General features: G+C 66.1%; 14 protein-coding genes. 7 read left to right on the forward strand and 7 right to left on the reverse strand.

Annotation, left to right across the window (positions count from 1 at the left end; translation table 11 throughout):
* Positions 1-182: 182 nt before the first annotated feature.
* On the reverse strand, positions 183-1016 hold the full coding sequence (locus tag ACVWZ7_RS13625; protein ID WP_456508162.1) for a hypothetical protein: 834 nt from the start codon (positions 1014-1016) through the stop codon (positions 183-185).
* 149 nt (positions 1017-1165) lie between these two features.
* A complete protein-coding gene (locus tag ACVWZ7_RS13630) occupies positions 1166-1648 on the reverse strand; it encodes a sensor histidine kinase (protein ID WP_456508163.1) in 483 nt (160 codons plus the stop codon).
* Between the two features lie 440 nt (positions 1649-2088).
* On the opposite strand from ACVWZ7_RS13630, the gene ACVWZ7_RS13635 reads away from it, so the two are divergent.
* The 4 genes from ACVWZ7_RS13635 (at position 2089) to ACVWZ7_RS13650 (ending at position 6905) form a co-directional block, all read left to right on the forward strand.
* Positions 2089-3525, forward strand: a complete 1437-nt coding sequence (locus tag ACVWZ7_RS13635; RefSeq protein ID WP_456508164.1) for an MFS transporter — start codon at positions 2089-2091, stop codon at positions 3523-3525.
* A 191-nt stretch (positions 3526-3716) separates the two neighbouring features.
* Entirely contained in the window at positions 3717-4550 is an 834-nt protein-coding gene (locus ACVWZ7_RS13640; protein WP_456508165.1) for a sulfurtransferase, read from the forward strand.
* 281 nt (positions 4551-4831) lie between these two features.
* Positions 4832-6229, forward strand: coding sequence for a sensor histidine kinase (locus ACVWZ7_RS13645; RefSeq protein WP_456508166.1), 1398 nt, complete (start codon positions 4832-4834; stop codon positions 6227-6229).
* Positions 6222-6905, forward strand: a complete 684-nt coding sequence (locus tag ACVWZ7_RS13650) for a response regulator (protein WP_456508167.1) — start codon at positions 6222-6224, stop codon at positions 6903-6905. The genes ACVWZ7_RS13645 and ACVWZ7_RS13650 overlap by 8 nt, the downstream gene beginning before the upstream one ends.
* 24 nt (positions 6906-6929) lie before the next feature.
* Here ACVWZ7_RS13650 and ACVWZ7_RS13655 read toward each other — a convergent pair whose 3' ends face one another.
* The 3 genes from ACVWZ7_RS13655 to ACVWZ7_RS13665 are packed head-to-tail and all read right to left on the reverse strand — an operon-like array spanning position 6930 to position 10452.
* A complete protein-coding gene (locus ACVWZ7_RS13655; RefSeq protein WP_456508168.1) occupies positions 6930-8678 on the reverse strand; it encodes a cytochrome b/b6 domain-containing protein in 1749 nt (582 codons plus the stop codon).
* A 2-nt stretch (positions 8679-8680) separates the two neighbouring features.
* Positions 8681-9664, reverse strand: a complete 984-nt coding sequence (locus tag ACVWZ7_RS13660; protein WP_456508169.1) for an electron transfer flavoprotein subunit alpha/FixB family protein — start codon at positions 9662-9664, stop codon at positions 8681-8683.
* An 11-nt stretch (positions 9665-9675) separates the two neighbouring features.
* Positions 9676-10452 (reverse strand): electron transfer flavoprotein subunit beta/FixA family protein, encoded by a 777-nt coding sequence (locus tag ACVWZ7_RS13665; protein WP_456508170.1) that lies wholly within the window; start codon positions 10450-10452, stop codon positions 9676-9678.
* A 194-nt stretch (positions 10453-10646) separates the two neighbouring features.
* Between ACVWZ7_RS13665 and metH the strand changes: the two genes are divergently transcribed.
* Entirely contained in the window at positions 10647-14297 is a 3651-nt protein-coding gene (gene metH / locus ACVWZ7_RS13670; protein ID WP_456508171.1) for a methionine synthase, read from the forward strand.
* Positions 14298-14364: 67 nt separating this feature from the next.
* The gene (locus ACVWZ7_RS13675) at positions 14365-15135 is read left to right on the forward strand and encodes a DUF6994 family protein (RefSeq protein ID WP_456508172.1); all 771 of its coding nucleotides are present in this window, start codon (positions 14365-14367) and stop codon (positions 15133-15135) included.
* A gap of 62 nt (positions 15136-15197) precedes the next feature.
* On the opposite strand, the gene ACVWZ7_RS13680 is transcribed toward ACVWZ7_RS13675, so the two are convergent.
* Both ACVWZ7_RS13680 and ACVWZ7_RS13685 read right to left on the reverse strand, forming a co-directional pair.
* A complete protein-coding gene (locus ACVWZ7_RS13680) occupies positions 15198-18059 on the reverse strand; it encodes an ATP-binding cassette domain-containing protein (protein ID WP_456508173.1) in 2862 nt (953 codons plus the stop codon).
* Positions 18056-18613: a hypothetical protein gene (locus ACVWZ7_RS13685; RefSeq protein ID WP_456508174.1), complete on the reverse strand. Its 558-nt coding sequence runs from the start codon at positions 18611-18613 to the stop codon at positions 18056-18058. The genes ACVWZ7_RS13680 and ACVWZ7_RS13685 overlap by 4 nt, the downstream gene beginning before the upstream one ends.
* 179 nt (positions 18614-18792) lie before the next feature.
* On the opposite strand from ACVWZ7_RS13685, the gene ACVWZ7_RS13690 reads away from it, so the two are divergent.
* Positions 18793-20085, forward strand: a complete 1293-nt coding sequence (locus ACVWZ7_RS13690) for a C-glycoside deglycosidase beta subunit domain-containing protein (RefSeq protein ID WP_456509114.1) — start codon at positions 18793-18795, stop codon at positions 20083-20085.
* Positions 20086-20092 lie beyond the last annotated feature (7 nt).

Consider the following 20092-nt stretch of genomic DNA (forward strand, 5'->3'; position numbering starts at 1 on the left):
TGACCGCTGAGAATTCGGTAATCCCCGCCGGATGAGTTAGCCGCGACAACACAGCCGCCCTGGCCCACCATCACTAACAGGTTAGGTGCCCCGGGCGAGGTGGACCGGTGCCGGGTGGCTGTTCAAACCTAAGCACGGCCCCGAAGGATCAGGTTCCTGTCGGCCCCGCCCTCACTTCGCCGTCACGGTGCGGGCTGCTGGGCCGTTTTCGAACTCGAGGACACCTCGGGCTGCGGGGTCGGTTCGGTCGTGGGGGCGGGGTTCGAGCTCTGGCCGGTTTCGGGGACGACGTCCGCCGGCATGGTGACGCTTGGTTGGCCGGCTCCCGGCACTGCGGTTCCGGCCGAGCCGCTGTCCGCGCCACTGGGGCTACCGTCCGTGGTCAGGCCATCTTTTTTGTTGGAGCCTTCCTGGACTTGCCCCGGCACTTGCGCGACTTGCCCAGGCACGTCCTTCACGTCCTTGGTGGATGCGTCCGTTTTGTCCGGGACGGTCGGAGTGCCGCTCAGCGCTGAGCCCAGCGTCGTCGTGGGCCCGGCCGCACGGCCGTCGATGCTCGACGTCGACGAGACAAGGCTTGAGAGGGGCTTATTGGTTCCGAATTCGACTGCCGTGACACCGACCATCGCGATAACGAATGCGGCAGCACTGACCGCCCCGACCTTGATCCAGGTCTTGGGGGTGAACTGCATCCTCACCCGTTTGGCTCGAGGTCTCTCGGCCGGAGCGCTGGCGGCCAGCACGTCGCCGTCGTCAGCGGGCAGTCCACCCACGCGTCGCTGGGGCATTTTCCTCAATGCCACGGCGGCGGCCGAGCTGAGTGTTCGGGCATAGAGAGCGGCGCCCACCGTGGCAACGATAGAGCCGAGTGCGGCGCCGATAAGGGTCCCGGCGACGCCGAGGAAGGACCCCACGAAGGCAGAGGTCACCGCGGCCAACGCCGAGCCAATAGTCTGGGTGCCGCTTAGCCCGAGGAGCTGTTTCGGCTTGTCTTCGTTAGCGGAGTCTGCAGGCATCTTCAAACACATTTCAGTCAGGTAATGTTACGAACAGATAACTTTACCTGCCTGCGGCTCACTCCCGGCTGCGGCCGTATTTATTTGTGACGCTTCTCACGGACAAGAGGAGGGTCGAGGTTCATGCCACTGCGGCCTCCGGGCCGGCGCTAGTCCAGGGGCAGCGTTATGGTCACACGGGTTCCTGCGGCGGCGGACGAATCGATCATCACCTCTCCGCCAGCAAGGTCCACCGCCAGGCGCATAAGGCGTAGCCCCATGCCGGTGTGCCGGCCAATCATGGCTGCCGGTGCGTCGAAACCACCGCCGTCGTCGGTCACTTTGAGCTGAATGCCGTGGGTCATGCCGTGGGAGACGCAGCTGAGCCGGACCGTGACAACTGATGCCTGAGCGAACTTATAGACATTGCTGAGGAGCTCCTGCGCCGCCCGGTACAGAAGAGTTGCGGACTGTCGGTCCACTTCCATCCGGTGTTGCGGAGTCTCCAGATGCACCACGATGCCGCGTTTGCGGAGGGGGAGGGTCAGACGGTCAATTGCGCCGGTCAGCCCAAGGGCATGGAAATCGACCGGGTGTGTATCGGTGAGGACGCCACGTACGGCGACGACTTCATCGCTTTGTAGTGATTTCATATTCTTACTGTGCGCCTATGCCGTTGGCATTTTCCGGTGACGCGCCGAGGGCAGAGGCAGGATGTCTCGCCGTCGTCTGCCTGGCAGCAGAGTTCATCCGGCCCGCGGTGTTTAGGTGCCTGCGGGTTGGAATATCTCGACCACATTGCCGGACGGGTCCTCCAGCAGGATCTGCTGACCGCCTGGGCCTTTGACGATGTCGCTTCGGAACGTGAGGCCGCCCGCACGGAGTGTTGCAACTACCGCTAGAACTCAAAGTCCCGCCGTCGTTCGCTTGATCACCGCCGCTTTCTCGACGTCGGCGAGCCTCTTGAGCGGTCCGGTCGGGAGCGTTATGAGGGGCGTCGGGGACTAATTCGGTGAAGGGTGCGGTTATGCAGTCGGGGCCGGAACCGGTTCTGCGCGCAACGCGCCCTGCACGCGGATGGGAACGAGATCACATGACGACATCGACTGCCGACGGAGTCGGCTTCCGCTCCAAACGCGGACCTGTCCTCATTGCCCTGATGCTCTCCACGGGTCTGGTGGCGATCGATGCGACCGTGGTGGCGACGGCCGTGCCGTCGATTGTGCAAGACATCGGCGGGTTCGCGTCGTTCCCGTGGCTGTTCTCCGCCTACCTGCTGGCGCAGGCCGTGTCAGTACCTGTCTACGCGAAGCTCTCCGACACCATCGGCCGTAAGCCGATCATGCTCATCGGCATCGGTCTGTTCCTGCTCGGCTCGATCCTGTGCGGCGTTGCCTGGAGCATGCCGGTCCTCATCGCCTTCCGCGTGGTGCAGGGCCTGGGCGCGGGAGCGGTCCAGCCGATGGCCATCACCATCGCCGGCGATATCTACACGCTGGCAGAGCGGGCAAAAGTGCAGGGCTACCTTGCGAGCGTGTGGGCAGTTTCCTCGGTGGTTGGCCCGACGCTCGGCGGCGTGTTTGCCGCACTGGGCATCTGGCGTGGCATCTTCCTCGTGAACATCCCGCTGTGCCTGGTGGCAGGGTGGATGCTGGTCCGGTCGTTCCACGAAAATATTGAGAGCGTGAAACACCGGGTCGACTATCTGGGGGCGGGGCTGCTCACCGTTTCTCTCACCCTGCTCATTCTCGGGGCCCTCGAGGGCGGCCAGGCCTGGGCCTGGGATTCCGCCATCAGCATTGCAGTCTTCGCGGGTGGCGCCCTCTTTTTCGCCGCGTTCCTCCTGGTTGAACGGAGGGCGGCGGAGCCGGTCCTGCCGCCGTGGGTGGTGTCCCGGCGGCTGCTGGCGACGACGGCGATGATCGCCTTCGGCGTCGGAGCGGTCATGCTTGGCCTCACCTCTTACGTTCCCACGTTCCTCGAAGGAGCACTCTCCACCTCCCCGATCCTGGCCGGGCTCGCCCTCGCGGCGCTGACGATCGGCTGGCCGATCAGTGCGTCCCAATCGGGCCGCCTGTATCTTCGGATCGGGTTCCGGAACACGGCCCTGATCGGCATCACGGTCACCGTCATCGGCACAGCAGTCCTTGCCCTCACCGCCTCCGTCCCCAGCGTTGCGCTTGTCGCGGGCAGTTGCTTCATCGTCGGGCTGGGTCTCGGGCTCGTCGCGACCCCGACACTGATCGCCGCCCAATCGAGCGTCGAATGGAACGAGCGCGGTGTGGTCACCGGCACCAACCTGTTCGCGCGGTCGATCGGCAGCTCCATCGGCGTCGCCGTTTTCGGGGCGATAGCGAACGCTGTCTACGCCGGCACTCTGCACGGCGAGACGGACCCCCAAACAGTCGTCGCGGCCTCCTCCGCCGTCTTCCTGGCCGTCTTGATCGCCGCCGTGCTCACCGTCGTCGCCGTCATCGGCATGCCCGCCACAAAACCCGTCAAGCAGGTCCACGCAGCAGCGCGAGAGTAATTCAGAGCCAGATGAGCCCTTGACGGGGCGGGAGAGCCCGCCGCCGGTCCCGCTGGTCACATAGTTGCAGCCCGGCAGCCACCGTCATTGCCGCTGCCCGTACCGGATGGACCGGAAGCGGAGTAATGTGCGGATTCTCAGCGAAGAGCGGGCTGCGTCCCGTTCCCTGACGCATTTCAGGAGGTCCGGAGATGTACGATACGGGCGATGCAGGGGGCGATGTCCTCGTCGATGCGCCATGGCTTGAGGAGCATCTGCACGATCCAGGGCTTCGCCTGATTGAGATCGACGTGAATGCGACGTCTTATGACCGCGGGCACATTGAGGGTGCTGTGCTGTGGAACGTCTACCGGGACCTGAAGGACGGCAACTACCAGCTCGTCGATACGGCCGCTGTCCAAAAGCTGATCGCCGGTTCCGGGATTGCCCCGGACTCAACAGTGGTCTTCTATGGCTATGGACCGGCAATGGGCTTCTGGCTCATGAAGCTCTACGGCCATACCGACGTTCGCGTTCTCGACTGCTCTCGAGACACGTGGCAAGAGGCCGGACGTCCGTGGACCACGGAGGTGCCCGCACCGGCTACGACCGACTACCGTCTGCCCGGCCAGGATGAACGGCTCCGCGCCGACCGGACGCGGGTGCAGAGCGCGATTGATGACCCCTCGGTCACGATTCTGGATGTGCGCAGTGATCTTGAATTCCGGGGCGAGCGGTTCTGGCCGTCGGGTGGACTCGAACCAGGAGGTCGCGCCGGCCACATTCCCTCGGCTGTTCACTTGTCGATCGACGCCTTGCGCGACGACGGCGGGGCGTTCCGAAACGTCGAAGAATTGCGGGAGATATTTGCGCCGATAGACCCCGCAGGCGCTCGCGAGGTGATCCCGTACTGCACTATCGGTATCCGAGCCTGCACGGCGTGGTTCGCGCTGACCTATCTGCTGGGTCGTGAAGACGTCCGGGTCTACGAAGGTTCCTGGGCTGAATGGGGACGGAGGCCCGAGTCACCGGTGGAAACCTCGTGATGCGGGCCTTGAAACTGCTGAACCCCTAATTCTTGGTCGACATCTCTCTGCCGCGCGCCGAGGGCGATCAGGCGCTCGAGTTCTTCTGCCGTGGATACGCCATCAGCCCGGAGTTCTCTCAGCGCTGGCCCGAATGCTCCTCCCCTTTCACCGCCGAACGGAAGTATCGTGTGGCCAGTAGCAGCTAGTTTCTGGCTCAAAGAATGAATCCTCTGGCTTTTAGGTTGAGATCTCAGCCAAATGGAGAGAAGCGCGTGATTGCCGTGGATATGGTGACTGGCATGGAACCAGTTCTGAAATATGTCCGGCATTGGGGCGCCCTCGTGGCGGCCGTCATCTTCTTCTCCCTGTGGTGTGTGGCCGAGGCCGGCCGAATGGGCCCGACCGGTGGGTACGGGGTGAGCAACACGGGTCTGGACAGCTGGCCTGGAACTTGGCCCCTGGTGCTGATGACCTTGGCCATTGCGACAGCTTCCTGGAAGCCGCTGGTGTCCCTCGGGTTCACGGTTGCACTCCTTGCCGGACAGCTAAGCCATGCACTGCCGCCGATGGCTTCCAACCACTGGGCCATCTATCTGGGCTCCTTTGTCGCTCTTGGCTTCATCTTGTGGACCGCACCGCAGCGGCTGCGCTATATCGCTGCGGGCGCCAACGTGGTCGCAGCTGCCATCATGGCGTTCCTGATGCTCTCGTGGAGGTACGGCAACGGCGTCGGCTGGTACCGTCCTGCGTACGCCGGCGACCGCTGGATGCTTCAGGACTACGGCTGGCAGCTATTTGCACTCCTCCTGTTGATAGCCGGATCCTGCGCCGCGGTCGGACTTCTGTTGGCGCTGTACCAGGAACGGGGCAGCCTGTTCCGGGCACGGGAGCTGGCGCAGAGCAGCCTGAAGGAAACCGAGATCGACCTGATTGTGGAGCGGGAACGGACGCGCATCGCCCGGGACCTGCACGACGTCCTCGCCCATTCCCTGGCAGTCATCGCCGCCCAAGCCGACGGAACCCGATACCTGAGCAAGGACCAGCCTAAAGCTGTCCTCAACGCCCTGGACACCATCGCCCGGTCAGCCCGCAGCGCATTGGTGGACGCCCAACGCGTCATCGAGGGAGTCTGTGATGACGGCATGGTGACGCCCCAGCCGCGACTTAGCGACATTCCGGCTCTCATCGAAGGGATGCAGCGCGGCAGTTTGAAGGTCCACCGCAGCGAGTCGGGAACATCCGTGGAACTTTCAACTGGCCAGCAGATGGCGGTCTACCGGATCGTCCAGGAATGCCTGACCAATGCGCTTAAACATGGCGGGCGCGGCACGGACGTGCGGCTCCACTTTGACTGGAGCGGCCCGGGCCTGACCCTGCACGTGGCCTCGGCGCTAGACCCCGGCCAAGCAGGCGCCGGCGATCCGTCCTCCTCCCGGGGCGGGCGGGGACTTCCCGGCATGCGCGAACGCGCCCATCTGGCCGGCGGCTGGCTCACGGCCGGCCCGGACGGCGAACACTTCCGTGTGACGGTCTTCGTCCCCTACGGAACCCGGGAAGCGAGAGAAGCGGACGATACAGCCTGCGCTGAAGCCGGGGGCTCCCTCACGGAAATCGCGGATGCGGAAGCCCAGCCGCTGCTCGCCGCAATCGGACTGCAGCAAGCAGCGATTGCCCGGGAAGTGCACGACCGTGGCTGATGCCGGGGCGCTCATCGCCGTCGCCCTGGTGGATGACCAGCCTCTGTTCCGTGCAGGAATCCGGATGCTCATAGAGAGCCAGGAGGACATGGAACTCTCCGGAGAGGCGAACGATGGGGAACAGGCGGTAGCCCTGGCAAGCGAACGTCGTCCGGACGTCATGCTGATGGACCTGCGTATGCCGGTCATGGATGGCGTCGAGGCCACCCGGCGGATTGTGCAGCGCGCCGATGCTGCGGGCACCGACAAGCCAAGAATCATCGCACTGACCACCTTCAACCGGGATCAGGCCGTGGTCCAGGCAGTGCAGGCCGGAGCCAGCGGGTATCTCCTCAAGAGCGCGGAACCGGAGTTCCTCCTGGCAGCCATCCGCACTGTTCACTCCGGGTATTCGGTCATCGCGCCAGGATCCATCCACTCTCTGTTTGAACATGCGGCCCGCAGTGCTCCCGCGGCGGGCCCGGACCTGTCGGTCCTCAACGTCCTGTCCGCGCGGGAGCGGGACGTCTTCCTGCTCGCGGCCAAAGGCCTCAGCAATGGCGAAATGGCGGAGAGCCTGTTCGTCTCCGAAGCAACCATCAAAACCCACCTGCGCAGCGTGCTGGACAAACTGGAGCTCCGAACCCGGCTGCAGCTGGTCGCCTTCGCCCACGAACGCCGTCTGCTGGGCACCTGAACGGGCAATTCGGCCCGGTGAAACTTAGCGGCTGCTCACCTGCCCGAACAGCTTCGCGATTGGCGCGATGATGAGCGGGCGGGCGGCGTACCACCCGGCCGCGGTGATGGCGATTGCGGCCGCGAAGAGCCAAAACCCGACCCAGTTCACCACGTCGGTGCCGCCGAACATGTGGTTCAGGTTGCGCAGCGCGCCGGTCGCGAACACCAGGAACACGTGGATGAGAATGAACAGCACAAAAAACAGCATGGTCGGGAAGTGAATGGCGCGCGCAACCTCCACCGGGTAGATCTTGTTCAGCCTCTTCGCGTCCTTCGGCCAGAACTCGCTCATGCGCACACCCGTGATCGCCGCCAGCGGGGCCGCAATGAACACCACGACGAAGTACATGATCTGCTGCAGGCTGTTGTAGTTCACCCAGCCGCTCTCAACGGGCCAGTCGAGTGTCATGTACTGCAGGAGCGCGGAGAGTGCGTTTGGGACCGCCTCCCAGCTGGTCGGGACGATTCGCATCCAGCGTCCCGAGGCAAACAGCAGCACCACAAAGATGAGTCCGTTGACAAGCCACAAAATGTCGAGCGACTGGTGCAGCCACAGGTTGATGCTGATCTTCTTGCCACCGCGCTTCGGCGTCCAGAACGCCGGCGGCTTCTGCTGAGTGCGCACCTGATAGCCGGAGCGAATGATGAGCACCATCAGGAAGATGTTAAAGAAGTGCGCCCACTGCGCCCACCAGGGGAAGCCGGGCTCCATCGTGTCGGGCAGGGGATACGCGCCCGGGTACCTCTCAAGGAACTCCGGCACGCCCGGCAGCGTCGTCACGCCGCGCGCGGCGAGCACAAGAATCCCTGCGGCGGCCACGGCGCCGACCGCGAGGAGCACGACGAGCTTGATCCACTGGCCCCGGGTACGCGACCCGTAGAGCCTGGCCTCGGTTTTTGGCCTGACGGGCTTTTCAGCGGCGACGACGGGCTGTGCCGCCGGGGCGACGACGGCGTGTGCCACCGCTTCCGGCGGGGTTGTGGCCGCGGGCGCAGTCGCCGTGGCTGAGGGCTCCGCCTCGGCAACGGCCTCCACCACGCTGGCGGCCGGGGCCGGGGTCTGGGCAACGTGTTCGGGAACGGCCTGCGCCGCAGGGGCGGCAGCGACCGCCGGAGCGAGTCCAGCCGGCGGCCACGGTTCGCCACCGGGGACGCGGGGAAGCCCGCGACGCAGCGAAGTGGTTCCCAGCGTCACTGCCGCGGGTGCGGCGGGTGCGGTGGCCGGAACAGCTGGAAGCGCCGTCGACGTCGGCGCCGTCGCTACTGCTGCTGCCGCCGCCTCTGCCGCTACTGCTGCCGCTATTGCAGCCGCAGCCGCAGCCGCAGCAACATCTGTGACCGGCGCGGGCGTGGCGCCTGCGGCGGGAGCCCCGGACCGAGCCCCCGCTGACACCGGAGCCTCGCCCGCGGGCGGCCACGGCTCGCCGCCCGGCACGCGCGGCAGGCCGCGGCGAAGCGGCCGCGCCACAGCGGCGCCGGAGTTCGCGGCCGGGACCGGAGCGGACACCGCCGTCGCACCCGGTGCCGTTTCCCGGGCAGCGGCAGCACCGGGGGCGGAGGGTGCGGGGGCGGAGGGCGCGGCGGTGACCGATCCCTCCCCGAAAACAGGCGCGGACCGGGCCGCCGCTCCTGCCGACATAATGCGTGCGGGCGCCTGCCCTGCTGCGGGCCAGGGCTCACCACCTTCGACGCGCGGCAGGCCCCGCCGAACAGACCGAGAAAAAGTTGCCATGACTACTTCTTCCGAGCCTCAAGCGCGCTGATGAGCTGCGGCACGACCTTGAAGAGGTCGCCGACCACACCAAAGTCGGCGATCTCGAAGATCGGCGCGTCTGAATCCTTGTTGACGGCGACGATCGTCTTCGCCGTCTGCATGCCGGCCCGGTGCTGAATCGCGCCGGAAATGCCCAGCGCGATATACAACTGCGATGACACCGAAACCCCGGTCTGGCCGACCTGCTGCGACTGCGGGATGTAGCCCGCATCCACTGCGGCACGCGAAGCACCAACGGCAGCACCGAGCGCATCGGCGAGCTGTTCGACCAGTGCGAACTGTTCCTTCGACCCGAGGCCGCGACCACCCGCGACAACCTTCGCGGCACCACGCAGCTCCGGCCGCGAGGTGGCGGCAACCGCCTCCTCGAACGAGTCGATCCGCGCGGCCGGCTTCTCGGAGCGCGTCACGGCCAAGGTCTCCGAGGCTTCCGGCTGAGCCGCAGCCCGCGCATCGATGGAGCCCTGGCGAACCGTGATTACCGGCGCCCCAAACGTGGACGATGACGTCACGTTGTAGGCACCGCCGTAGACGGAGTGGTGGGCGACGACGCCCTCGTCATCACGGGACACACCGACCGCATCGGCAGAAACCGCTGCACGCGTGCGGGCAGCGTAGCGGCCGGCGAGGTCGCGCCCGTTCAGAGAATGCGAAATCAGGATCGCGTCCGGCTGCACCTGCTCCGCGGCGGCGGCAAGGGCGTCAACGCCCGGTACTCCGAGCACGGAAGGATCCGGAGTTTCCGCGATCAATACGTGCGCGGCACCCAGGCCCGCGGCCTCCGCGGCGGCGGCGCTGCCGCCGCCGGGTGCGGCAAGAACCAAGGCGATGGGCGTGCCGACCGCAGCGGCAGCGCCGAAGAGTCCGGGTGCTGCCTTCTCGAGTTCACCGGTTGCCCGGGTTTCGACGACGACGAGGATGGCGTCAGGAGGGAATTCAGTCATGTCGTTTCTCCCTAAGCCAGTCGGTTTTCGACAAGGAAATCAGCGAGCTTCTCGCCGGCGTCACCCTCGTCAATGATCTTTACGCCCGCCGCGTGCGGGGGCTTCTCTGCAATGGTCAGCATGATCGAACGCGCCGCCTCCGGGTTGTCGGCTGTGATCCCGAGGTCTGCGAGGGTAAGCACCTCAAGGGGTTTCTTCTTCGCGGCCATGATTCCTTTAAAGTTCGGGAAGCGTGCGCCGGGAAGCGCCTCGGTAATGGAAATCACCGCGGGCAGGTTCGCTGACACCTTCTGCACGCCGGATTCAACGGACCTGGTGCCGGACACCGCGCCGTCGCTGATTTCCACGGAGCTGAGGCCGGTAGCGTGCGGCACGTCGAGCAATTCTGCGAGCATCGCGGGAATCATCCCGCCGGATCCGTCGGTGGAGACGTTGCCGGTGATCACGAGGTCAAACCCGGCGCGACGGATCGCTGCTGCGAGAGTTTCGGCGGTAAGTCCCAGATCCGCACCCCGGAGCGCCTCGTCAGAGACGTGGATGGCGCTCCCCGCGCCCATCGCAAGCCCCTTGCGGATCGTTGCCGTCGCACCCTCGGGAGCGAGGGAGAGGACTGCGACCTCGGTGCCCTCGTGCGCGTCGGCGTACGTCAGTGCCAGCTCCAAGGACCGCTCACCGATCTCATCAATGACTGCCTCGCTGGCTTCCCGATCGGCGAGGCCTGTTTCCAGGTTCAGTTTTCGGTCCCCGTAGGTATCGGGGACCTCCTTTACTAGAACGACAATCTTCATCGATGGCTCTTCCTGTGGCGGGCTTGTCTCTACAGAGGAGACGGGTCGGATCTCCATCGAGTCTACGAAAGTGAGGCCCTTCCTGACTGATCGGGCCCGTGTCGTGACTCGAAGGTCTCAGGAAGGCGGCCCCCGCCGTCGTAGTACATGGAAATACAGCGCCCTGCATACTGCCCCGCCCGTAGTCTGTTTAGATGCCTCGTTTTGCGCTTGATATTGAGTCCGTCCCCCGCCCCGTCCGTTCCCAGGCGCTGCTGGATGCAGTGAACCACCGGGTCGTCATTGCCGATGGGGCGATGGGCACCATGCTGCAGGGGCGTGAGCTGTCGCTCGAGGACGACTTTCTGGGCCTTGAAGGCTGCAACGAGATCCTCAATGCGACGCGTCCGGATGTCCTCGCGGACATTCATGACGCGTACTTCGCCGTGGGTGTCGATGCGGTCGAAACCAACACCTTCGGCGCGAACTGGTCCAACCTCTCCGACTACGGCATCGACGACCGGATCGAAGAGCTCGCCCGGAAGGGCGCGGAGATCGCCCGGGACCGTGCCGAAGCGGCAGAAAAAACAGACGGGCGGATGCGGTGGGTACTGGGCTCGATGGGGCCGGGCACCAAGCTCCCCAGCCTCGGCCACACCAGCTACGACTACCTCAAACAGTCCTTCGCGCTGCAGGCCGAGGGCCTCATCGACGGGGGAGCGGACGCCTTCCTCATCGAGACCAGCCAGGACCTCCTGCAGACCAAAGCCGCGGTCAACGGCTGCAAGCAGGCGATCGTCACCCGGGGCATCCGGCTCCCGATCTTCGTCGAGGTGACCGTCGAAACCACCGGAACCATGTTGATGGGCTCCGAGATCGGCGCCGCGCTCACCGCCCTCGAACCGCTCGGCGTCGACGCCATTGGCCTCAACTGCGCCACCGGGCCGGATGAGATGAGCGAGCACCTGCGCCACCTCTCCAAGCAGTCCACCGTAGCCATCGCCTGCATGCCCAACGCCGGCCTGCCCGTCCTTGGTGCCAACGGCGCGCACTACCCCCTCTCGCCCACCGAACTCGCCACCGCGCACGAGCAGTTCGTGCGGGAATTCGGTCTGGGCCTCGTGGGCGGATGTTGCGGTACGACGCCGGAGCACATGGCCGCCGTCGTCGAGCGTCTTGCGCCCTTGCGCGCCACCGTCGCTGTCACCAGCGGCGGGAGGGGCGCCGACGGCAGCCGCGTTCCCACCGAGCGTGAAGCCGGCATCGCGTCCCTCTACCATCATGTGCCGTTCGACCAAGAGTCTGCGTACCTCGCGATTGGCGAGCGCACCAACGCGAACGGTTCGAAGGCGTTCCGCCAGGCAATGCTCGACGAGCGTTGGGACGATTGCGTCGATATCGCCCGCGAGCAGGTCCGCGTCGGCGCTCACCTGCTCGATGTGTGCATTGACTACGTGGGGCGCGATGGCGTGGCCGACATCAAGGAGGTCGTCTCACGTTTCGCGTCGGCCTCCACCCTCCCGTTGGTCATCGACTCCACCGAACCACCCGTCCTGCAGGCCGGGCTCGAACTCATCGGCGGACGCCCGGTGGTCAACTCCGTCAACTACGAGGACGGCGACGGCCCGGACAGCCGCTTCGCGCGCATCATGCCGCTCGTGAAGGAACACGGCACCGCCGTGATCGCCTTGACCATCGACGAGCACGGCCAGGCACGCACCACCGAGGGCAAGGTGGCCATCGCCTCGCGCCTCGTCGACGCCCTGGTGGGCGAATGGGGCATGCGCGTCGAGGACATCATCGTCGACTGCCTGACCTTCCCCATCGCCACCGGCCAGGAAGAAACCCGCCGGGACGGCATCGAAACGATCGAGGCCATCCGCCAGATCACCACGAAATATCCCGGCATCCAGACCACTCTCGGCGTCTCCAACGTGTCCTTTGGCCTGAACCCGGCAGCGCGCATGGCCCTGAACTCGGTGTTCCTGCACGAGGCCGTGCAGGCGGGCCTGACCAGCGGCATCATTGACGCCGCCAAGATTGTGCCGCTCGCGTCGCTGCCGGAAGAGCAGCGCAAGGTGGCGCTGGACCTCGTCTGGGACCGCCGCGAATACGACGCCGACGGCAATGTCACGTACGACCCCCTGAACAGCATGCTGGACCTGTTCGCCGGCGTCGACACCGCAGCGCTCAAGGACCAGCGCGCCGCTGAACTCGCCGCGCTGCCCACCGGCGAACGCCTGCAGCGGCGCATCATCGACGGCGAAGGCAAGGGCCTCGAAGAGGACCTCGACCTGGCGCGCGCCGAAGGCATGACCCCGCTGGGCATCATCAACGACCAGCTGCTCGAAGGCATGAAGGTGGTTGGCGAACGCTTCGGCGCCGGCGAGATGCAGCTGCCCTTCGTGCTGCAGTCCGCCGAGGTGATGAAGAATGCGGTTGCCCTGCTCGAGCCGCACATGGAGAAGTCGGATTCCTCCGGCAAGGGCACCATGGTGATCGCCACCGTGCGCGGCGATGTGCACGACATCGGCAAGAACCTGGTGGACATCATCCTCACCAACAACGGCTACAAGGTGATCAACATCGGCATCAAGCAGGGGATCGCCGAGATCATGGCCGCAGCCGAGGAGCACAACGCGGACGTGATCGGCATGTCCGGCCTGCTGGTGAAGTCCACCGTGGTGATGAAGGAAAACCTCGCCGAACTGCAGTCCCGGGGGCTCGCGAGGAAATGGCCAATCATCCTCGGCGGCGCAGCCCTGACTCGCGCCTACGTGGAGCAGGACCTGGCGGAGCAGTTTGAAGGAACCGTCCGGTACGCCAAGGACGCCTTTGAGGGCCTGGCACTCATGGAGCCCCTGGTGCAGGTGGCCCGCGGCGCCGACCCGGACGCCGTCGGCCTTCCGCCGCTGAAGAAGCGGATCCATAAAGGCGGCCCGAAGTTCACGGTGACCGAGCCGGAGGCGATGCCCGGCCGGTCCGACGTCGCCTCCGACAATCACGTGCCTTCGCCGCCGTTCTGGGGCACGCGCATTGTGCGCGGCGTCGCGCTCCACGACTACGCTACTTTCCTCGACGAACGCGCGACCTTCATGGGGCAGTGGGGGCTCAAGCCCGGCCGCGGCGAGGACGGCGCCTCCTATGAGGAACTGGTGGAACGCGAGGGTCGGCCGCGCCTGCGGTACTGGCTGGACCGAATCCTCGGCGAGGGAATGCTTGACGCGTCCGTCGCGTACGGCTATTTTCCGGTGGTCTCCGAGGGGGAACAGGTCGTGGTACTGCACCACGGGGAGGACCGCGACGGCGTCCTCGGCACCGCGGGACTGCTCGCCCCCGACGGCGGCTCAGGCGGCCCGATCGGCACCGAGCGGCTGCGCTTCGACTTCCCGCGCCAGCGCCGCGACCGGCACCTGTGCCTCGCCGACTTCGTCCGCTCGCGCGAATCGGGACAGATCGACGTGCTGCCGGTGCAGCTGGTCACCGCCGGCTCCAAGATCGACGAGGTGACTGGCGAGCTGTTCAAAGGAAACCACTACCGCGACTACTACGAACTAAACGGCCTGGTTATGCAGCTCACCGAGGCGCTCGCGGAGTTCTGGCATGCGCGCATCCGCTCGGAGCTTGGCTTCGCTTCCGAGGAACCGAAGGACAAGACAGGGCTGTTCAAGCTTGACTACCGCGGTGCGCGGTTCTCGCTCGGCTACCCCGCGTGCCCGGACATGGAGGACCGCCGCAAGGTGACGGAACTGCTGCGTCCCGAGCGGATGGGCGTGGTCCTCAGCGATGAGCTGATGCTGCACCCGGAACAGTCCACCGACGCGTTCGTATTCCACCACCCGGAGGCGAAGTACTTCAAGGTGTGAGCTGGTACTTCGACGTTATTTGGTCTGAAACCGTCAAAATGTCTTGACCTGCGCATACACTGCCACCATGCGCGTTTTCGATACGTCATTCGACTACAAGACCGACGAGTCTCGGAAGGCCAAGCGGGGCAAATCCGGCGGCCTGGGCGACCCAGACGCGAACAGCGTGAGGCTCCGGGCGGACCATGAGCTGCTGTGGACCAAGAGGCTGAACTCCGGCGCCCTTTTCGCCCCGAGCGCATCCGCGGCCCGCTGGAACGAGTACCTCATCTATACCGACGACTCCGGGGCGAGGCATTGCTACGGCAGCGATGCCATCACCAGCTCCTACACCGGCCGGTCAAACCCGAAATCCCTGGCTGACGCGATGTCCGGTCTGAACGAGGAGCAGCGGGCTCGCTACCTCTACCCGCCGTACACCATTGGCAGTGCGATGATTTGGCCTGTCAGGGCGAAGGACAAACCCACGATGAACCAGGCCCGGGGGCTTCGCCACTCGATCGCTGACCGCATGGACCTCACCCTTGAGTGCATCCGGCGCCACTACGCGGGAGAACCGGAGAGCCCGCTTGCCGATGTCATCAACGCCTACAAAGACTTCTTCGAGCTCTTTGATGGGTTCGTGGAGTTTGTGGACTTCTTCCACCTGCAAGACCTAGTGACGCCCGACTACAAAGACATTCGGTTCTTCGTGCCCTTTGAGGGCTTTGAGCCTTCCGGGGTACCGGCGGACTACGTGACGTACCGGGAGGCCACGCTGGAGTTCATCGCTGCACGGAATCGCCGGATGGCCAAGTGGGTCACAGAGAACCACCCCAACATCGAGGTTCGCGAGTAGCGTCTTGAGGTTCCGGCGATAGGTCAGGGACAGCGTGCAGGGCGGGTGTCCCAGCGGTGTCCTCAGACCCCGAGCTGTAGCCGGTCCGTTTCCTGGGCGGGGTGGGCCTCTGCGGCCCGCCTGCCCGCGGTGGAGACCGGCTTCACCCGCCGGAGTGCGGCGAGAATGGCCCGCCCCACCAGGGTGATTCCGATGATCGTCGTGATGGCACGCAAGGTGTCCCATCCGGCGGTCGAGGTCAGGAGCGTGTAAAGCAGGAAGCTGCTGAGGTTGGTGGCCAGCGGCGCGCCGGGCACGTAGGAAATGCCGGTGCCGGCACCCACCGCGAAGGGCCAGAACCACAGATTGGTCAGCAGGCCGAACGCGTAGGACGCCAGGGCCCCGTAGCCGCACAGCATCCATAGCTCGGCTTTGCCCCGCACCCTGCGGGGGAGCAGGCCCGCCCCGGCGCCCACCCACGCGCAGGCGAAGATCTGGAACGGTGACCAGGGCCCGATGCCACCCCACAGGACGCTGGACACGGCGATGGTGGCGGCGCCGAGGAGCAGGCCGAAACGGGCACCGAAGGCGCGGCCGGCCAGGATCAGCAGGATAAAGACCGCCTCCACACCGCCGACGCCGGTGCTCGCCACCCGCACCGCCGAGCCAATGGCGGCCAGCACGCCGAGCAACGCCACCGTATGCGCGGAGCGGACCGAGCCGTCGAGCGACACCACGACGGCGACGGCGGCGAGCGGCGCGATGGCCAGTGCCGCGTAGGGGAGGGCCGCGGCGGCATCCTCCGGGAGGGCAGCGGCGAGCAAAGGCCAGCAGAACGCTGCCAGGGCAAGAAGGTTTGCGGCTGCGAGAATTGCGAACTCCACGCCCCGCGGCATCCGGATGTGGCGGACTCTTGCTGCCGCACCCGGACTGTCCGGCCGTGGGTCGATGAACCGTGGTTCTGCGGTGCGTTGTGCTGTGCTGCTTTGTGTTGTGGGGACACTGGCCGGGGCGGCTTCTGTCACGAATGATGGGGCGACGCCGTCGCGCATCGGGAGGATCCGGGCGCCGAGGCCGCGGGCAAAGTCGAGGTCGTGGGTGGCGATCAGGACCGCCGCGCCGTCGTCCGCTGCGGCCCGGAGCGCCGCCGCGACCGCTGTGCGTGCCTCGTAATCGAGCCCGCGGGTCGGCTCGTCGATCAGGAGTACCTGCGGGTCGTCCGTGGTCTGCAGCGCGATGGCAAGGATCCTGCGCTCCCCGGCAGAGAGATCCCGCGGATGCTCGTGTCCAATGGGCATCCGGACGTCTCCCCGCAGGCGTGCCAGGCGCGATTCCGCCGGCCTTGGCGGAAGCTGGTCACTACCCGGGCGGCGACGGTTGGAACGACGGGACGCCCGGTCCCGCCGTCGTTCCGCCGCTCCAAGCTCTGCCGCGACGGTGTCCCTCGTGAAGAGGTCGTCGGAGGCGTCCGGCACAAGGGCGACGCGGCCGCCGCCGACTGTGATTTCACCGGGCGTGCCTTCCCCCAGGGCGAGCGCCACGAGGAGGGACGACTTCCCGGCCCCGTTCGGCCCCACCAGGGCGACCACTTCACCGCGGTGCAGGGCCAGGGATGCGTCGCGCACCAGCGGCTTGCCCTCGCGGTGCACCGCGAGGTTTGTCGCAGTAAGTACGGGTGCATGCCCCGTTTCCGGAACGGGCATTGGGTAGGCAGCAGCCGGGGCCGAAGCGGACGGCGCGACACCGGGCACCAACGTGCCCTCGTAAATGGTCCACCACGAGTCGGCAACGGGTACGAGCGAGTCCGCCCGGTGCTCCGCCACGATGACGCAGACATCCCCGTCGCGGGCGAGGGCGTCGAGGACGGCGATGACGCGTCCGCGTGCTGAGGTGTCAAGGTCGGCCAGGGGCTCGTCAACCAGGAGCAGGACCGGATGGTCCACCACCGCGGCGGCGATGGCTACGAGCGTTGCCTCACCCGCCGAGAGGGTGCTGACATTCCGGTCCAGCAGCGCCGACACTCCGATGCGCTCCGCGACCTCCAGCACCCGGGCCTTGGCGACACCGGAAGCCACGCCGCGCAGCTCAAGTGCGAGGGAGATTTCGTCCCGGACCCGGGTGGTGGCGAATGCGGCGCGGGGATTCTGCAACACTACGCCGACGAGGCGGGCGGTATCGCGCGGCGGCGTGGCGGCACGGTCCGTTCCGGCGACGTGCAGCGTGCCGGAAATGTCTCCACCGTCAACGTGGGAGAGGAGGCCCGCGATACCTCGCAGGATCGTGGACTTGCCGGAGCCCGTCGGCCCGGTAATGACCGTCATTGACCCGCTCGACGGCGTGAACCCGGTGACGCGCACCTGCGTGTCACCAATGCGGAATTGTGCGTCCGGGATCAGAACCGGCGCTTCGGCGCCGGGGGCGGGTTGGTGTGGTGCCCGGCTGCCGAAGCCGCGTAACTCCAGGGCCGCGGCCACCCGTCCGGCGTGCTCGAGGGTGCGCTCGAGCACGGGAACAAGGGTGCGGGGTCCGAAGCGTTCGCCCCGCAATCGAAAAGCCAGGCGTACGGAGGTTACGGCGTCGGAGAGTGCCGGGAGCGCCGCCCAAGCCACCACAAGCGTCCGGGCCGTGCCCTGCAGGGGGCCGCCGCGGGCCAGGTGCCGGAAGCCGCGGGCCACGTCCACCCAGGCGTTGAGCATGCCGAAGCCGAGGATCATTCCGGCGATCGGCAGGGCGGACAGGACCGCCGCCCACAGGCCGGGTGCCGTTACCGGGCCCAGGAGGACCACATGGGCATACGGGGCAGGCAGCGGCACCGGCGGCATGTTCAGCAGGACGGGTTCACCGATGCCCGCCCCGTTGAAGAGAATGCGGTAGAGGACCCGCGCCGCGATGAAGACGGCGGCGAGAGCCGCCGCTGCGCGTAACGGCGCGGGTCGAAAGGTCATGCTGCGGGTGCGGCCGGTGCGTCGTCGACCGTGAAGAGCAGTTCCAGGCTCTCTCCCGGGCTGACCTTCAGGGTGCCGAGGCCTTCCTGCGCGTATGCCCAGGCGCCAGAGGCCGGCTTGACCCAGAGAGCCCAGTAGGCAAAGGCGGCGGGCATCTTGCTGCAATCTTCCCGGTACGTGCCGCCCTTGTGGGCGATGTCGAAGTCTGCGGCGGGTACACCGTTCACACGGCACACCAGTTCCTTGGGATATGCGGCAGTGCCCTCGATCTTCACCTTTGCATCTTCGAGCACCTTGGAAGCGAGGGTCGGCGCGTCCACGGGAACGCAAACGGACGTGTCAGCGGCAGCCTGCTTCAGGGCGCCCGAATCGGTGATGACCTTCACTCCGGTGCAGGGCTCGGAGGCGGCGCTGGAGGAAGTTGCTGCCGGGGAAGCCGGTGCAGAGGAGGTGGGCTGGGTGGCGGCCGGCGTCGAACAGGCGGCGAGGGCAAACAGGAGACCTGCGGCGGCGAAGGAGCTCGCGGCGGCGGTGCGGATTCGAGTCAAAGTCACCTGTCAAGGGTAGGGCGTTGCCTGTCCGGAACCGGATGCCGTCGCGTTGTGTGACGTGAGGCCCCTAACAAATCCAAGGGAGCGGGAGCCGAAGTTTTGTCGAATATGCGCTAACTTAAGTATAAAAGTGGCAGAATGATTGCTACTCTGGATTCTGCACCTAGAGAGAGTGAGCAATGATGCTTCTCGAAAGAGACCTCATCCAATCCGTCGGCTTCCGCAACGTAACGGACGGCGGACGTGTAACCGGCTTTCAGTTCCGGGTTCGAATGCCTTCCTACCGGGGCATGGCCGCGTCCCTCATCGACGGCATCGCCGTTCGCGTTGGCACCATCGTCGACGTCGGACCTGACGTTCCGCTTTGGACGTTCGGTGAGCGGACCTACACCCTGCAGCAGCTCTGGGACAGCGACGGCGTGCGCTGGCCCCTTGAGGAAGCGGCCGTGGTGACCGTACCGCTCGACGGCGGCCTCCCCCAGGGCGTCCACGAGCTCTCCATCGAGCTGCGGCTGCGCATGTCCTATATCCCGCTGGAGCACCAGCCCACCGTGCACCGGACCAGCCGCAAGGTGACGCTCGCGCCGGAAGGCCGCGAAGGCACCTTCCGCTACGGCGTTTCCCTGTACAGCTTCATGGGCGACTATGGCACGGTCATGGACCTGGAAACGGCGCTGGCCGCCGTCGCGGACGTGGGCGCCACCGGCGTCGAAATCCTCGGCGAGGGCCACATCCCCGGCTATCCGGAACCGTCCCCCGCCTGGATCGACAACTGGTTCGGCCTCCTGGAGAAGTACTCGCTGGAGCCCACGAACTACGGCTCCTGGATTGACACCCGTCTGCACCCGGGACGGAGCATGACCGTTGCCGAGGGCGCCGATGCGCTGCAGCGGGACCTGCGGCTTGCCAGCCAATTGGGTTTTGGGTTCGTGCGCCCCAAGATCGGCGTCGTGTCCAGCGACCTGGTCCCGGACCCCATCTGGACCGAGTCCGTTGAACGCTCCCTTGATCTGGCCCATGAGCTGGGGATCATCATCTGCCCGGAAATCCACTCGCCAACGCCCATCAAACACCCCGTCGTCGAGGACTACATCGCACTCATCGAGCGGACGGGCACCAAGAACTTCGGGCTCCTCATCGATACCGGGATCTTCCAGGACCGACCCATCCCGCTTCGCGAAGGGGAAACCCGCGAGACACGGCCCGCCTTCCTTGACGGCATTGGCGTCAATCCCGCCGACTTCGCGGATATCGCACAGTACGTTGTGTTCGTCCAGGCGAAGTTCCACGACATCAACGAGCTGCTGGAAGACCAGCAGATTCCGTGGCTGCCCGTGCTCAAGGCCCTCAAGGACTCCGGTTACACCGGTTACCTCTCCAGCGAATACGAAGGCGAACGCACTCCCTGGCGTGCCATCGAGCAGGTGCGGCGCCAACACGCCCTGATCCGCCGCATCGCCGGCGGACTTACCTAACCCATCC

The organism is Arthrobacter sp. TE12232 (assembly GCF_054062615.1).

Bases quoted from the DNA above. Each gene is read 5' to 3' on its own strand.
- ACVWZ7_RS13625 (WP_456508162.1), bottom strand. From the start codon at position 1,016: ATGCCTGCAGACTCCGCTAACGAAGACAAGCCGAAACAGCTCCTCGGG.
- ACVWZ7_RS13630 (WP_456508163.1), bottom strand. From the start codon at position 1,648: ATGAAATCACTACAAAGCGATGAAGTCGTCGCCGTACGTGGCGTCCTC.
- ACVWZ7_RS13635 (WP_456508164.1), top strand. From the start codon at position 2,089: ATGACGACATCGACTGCCGACGGAGTCGGCTTCCGCTCCAAACGCGGA.
- ACVWZ7_RS13640 (WP_456508165.1), top strand. From the start codon at position 3,717: ATGTACGATACGGGCGATGCAGGGGGCGATGTCCTCGTCGATGCGCCA.
- ACVWZ7_RS13645 (WP_456508166.1), top strand. From the start codon at position 4,832: ATGGAACCAGTTCTGAAATATGTCCGGCATTGGGGCGCCCTCGTGGCG.
- ACVWZ7_RS13655 (WP_456508168.1), bottom strand. From the start codon at position 8,678: ATGGCAACTTTTTCTCGGTCTGTTCGGCGGGGCCTGCCGCGCGTCGAA.
- ACVWZ7_RS13660 (WP_456508169.1), bottom strand. From the start codon at position 9,664: ATGACTGAATTCCCTCCTGACGCCATCCTCGTCGTCGTCGAAACCCGG.
- ACVWZ7_RS13665 (WP_456508170.1), bottom strand. From the start codon at position 10,452: ATGAAGATTGTCGTTCTAGTAAAGGAGGTCCCCGATACCTACGGGGAC.
- metH (WP_456508171.1), top strand. From the start codon at position 10,647: ATGCCTCGTTTTGCGCTTGATATTGAGTCCGTCCCCCGCCCCGTCCGT.
- ACVWZ7_RS13675 (WP_456508172.1), top strand. From the start codon at position 14,365: ATGCGCGTTTTCGATACGTCATTCGACTACAAGACCGACGAGTCTCGG.
- ACVWZ7_RS13680 (WP_456508173.1), bottom strand. From the start codon at position 18,059: ATGACCTTTCGACCCGCGCCGTTACGCGCAGCGGCGGCTCTCGCCGCC.
- ACVWZ7_RS13690 (WP_456509114.1), top strand. From the start codon at position 18,793: ATGCTTCTCGAAAGAGACCTCATCCAATCCGTCGGCTTCCGCAACGTA.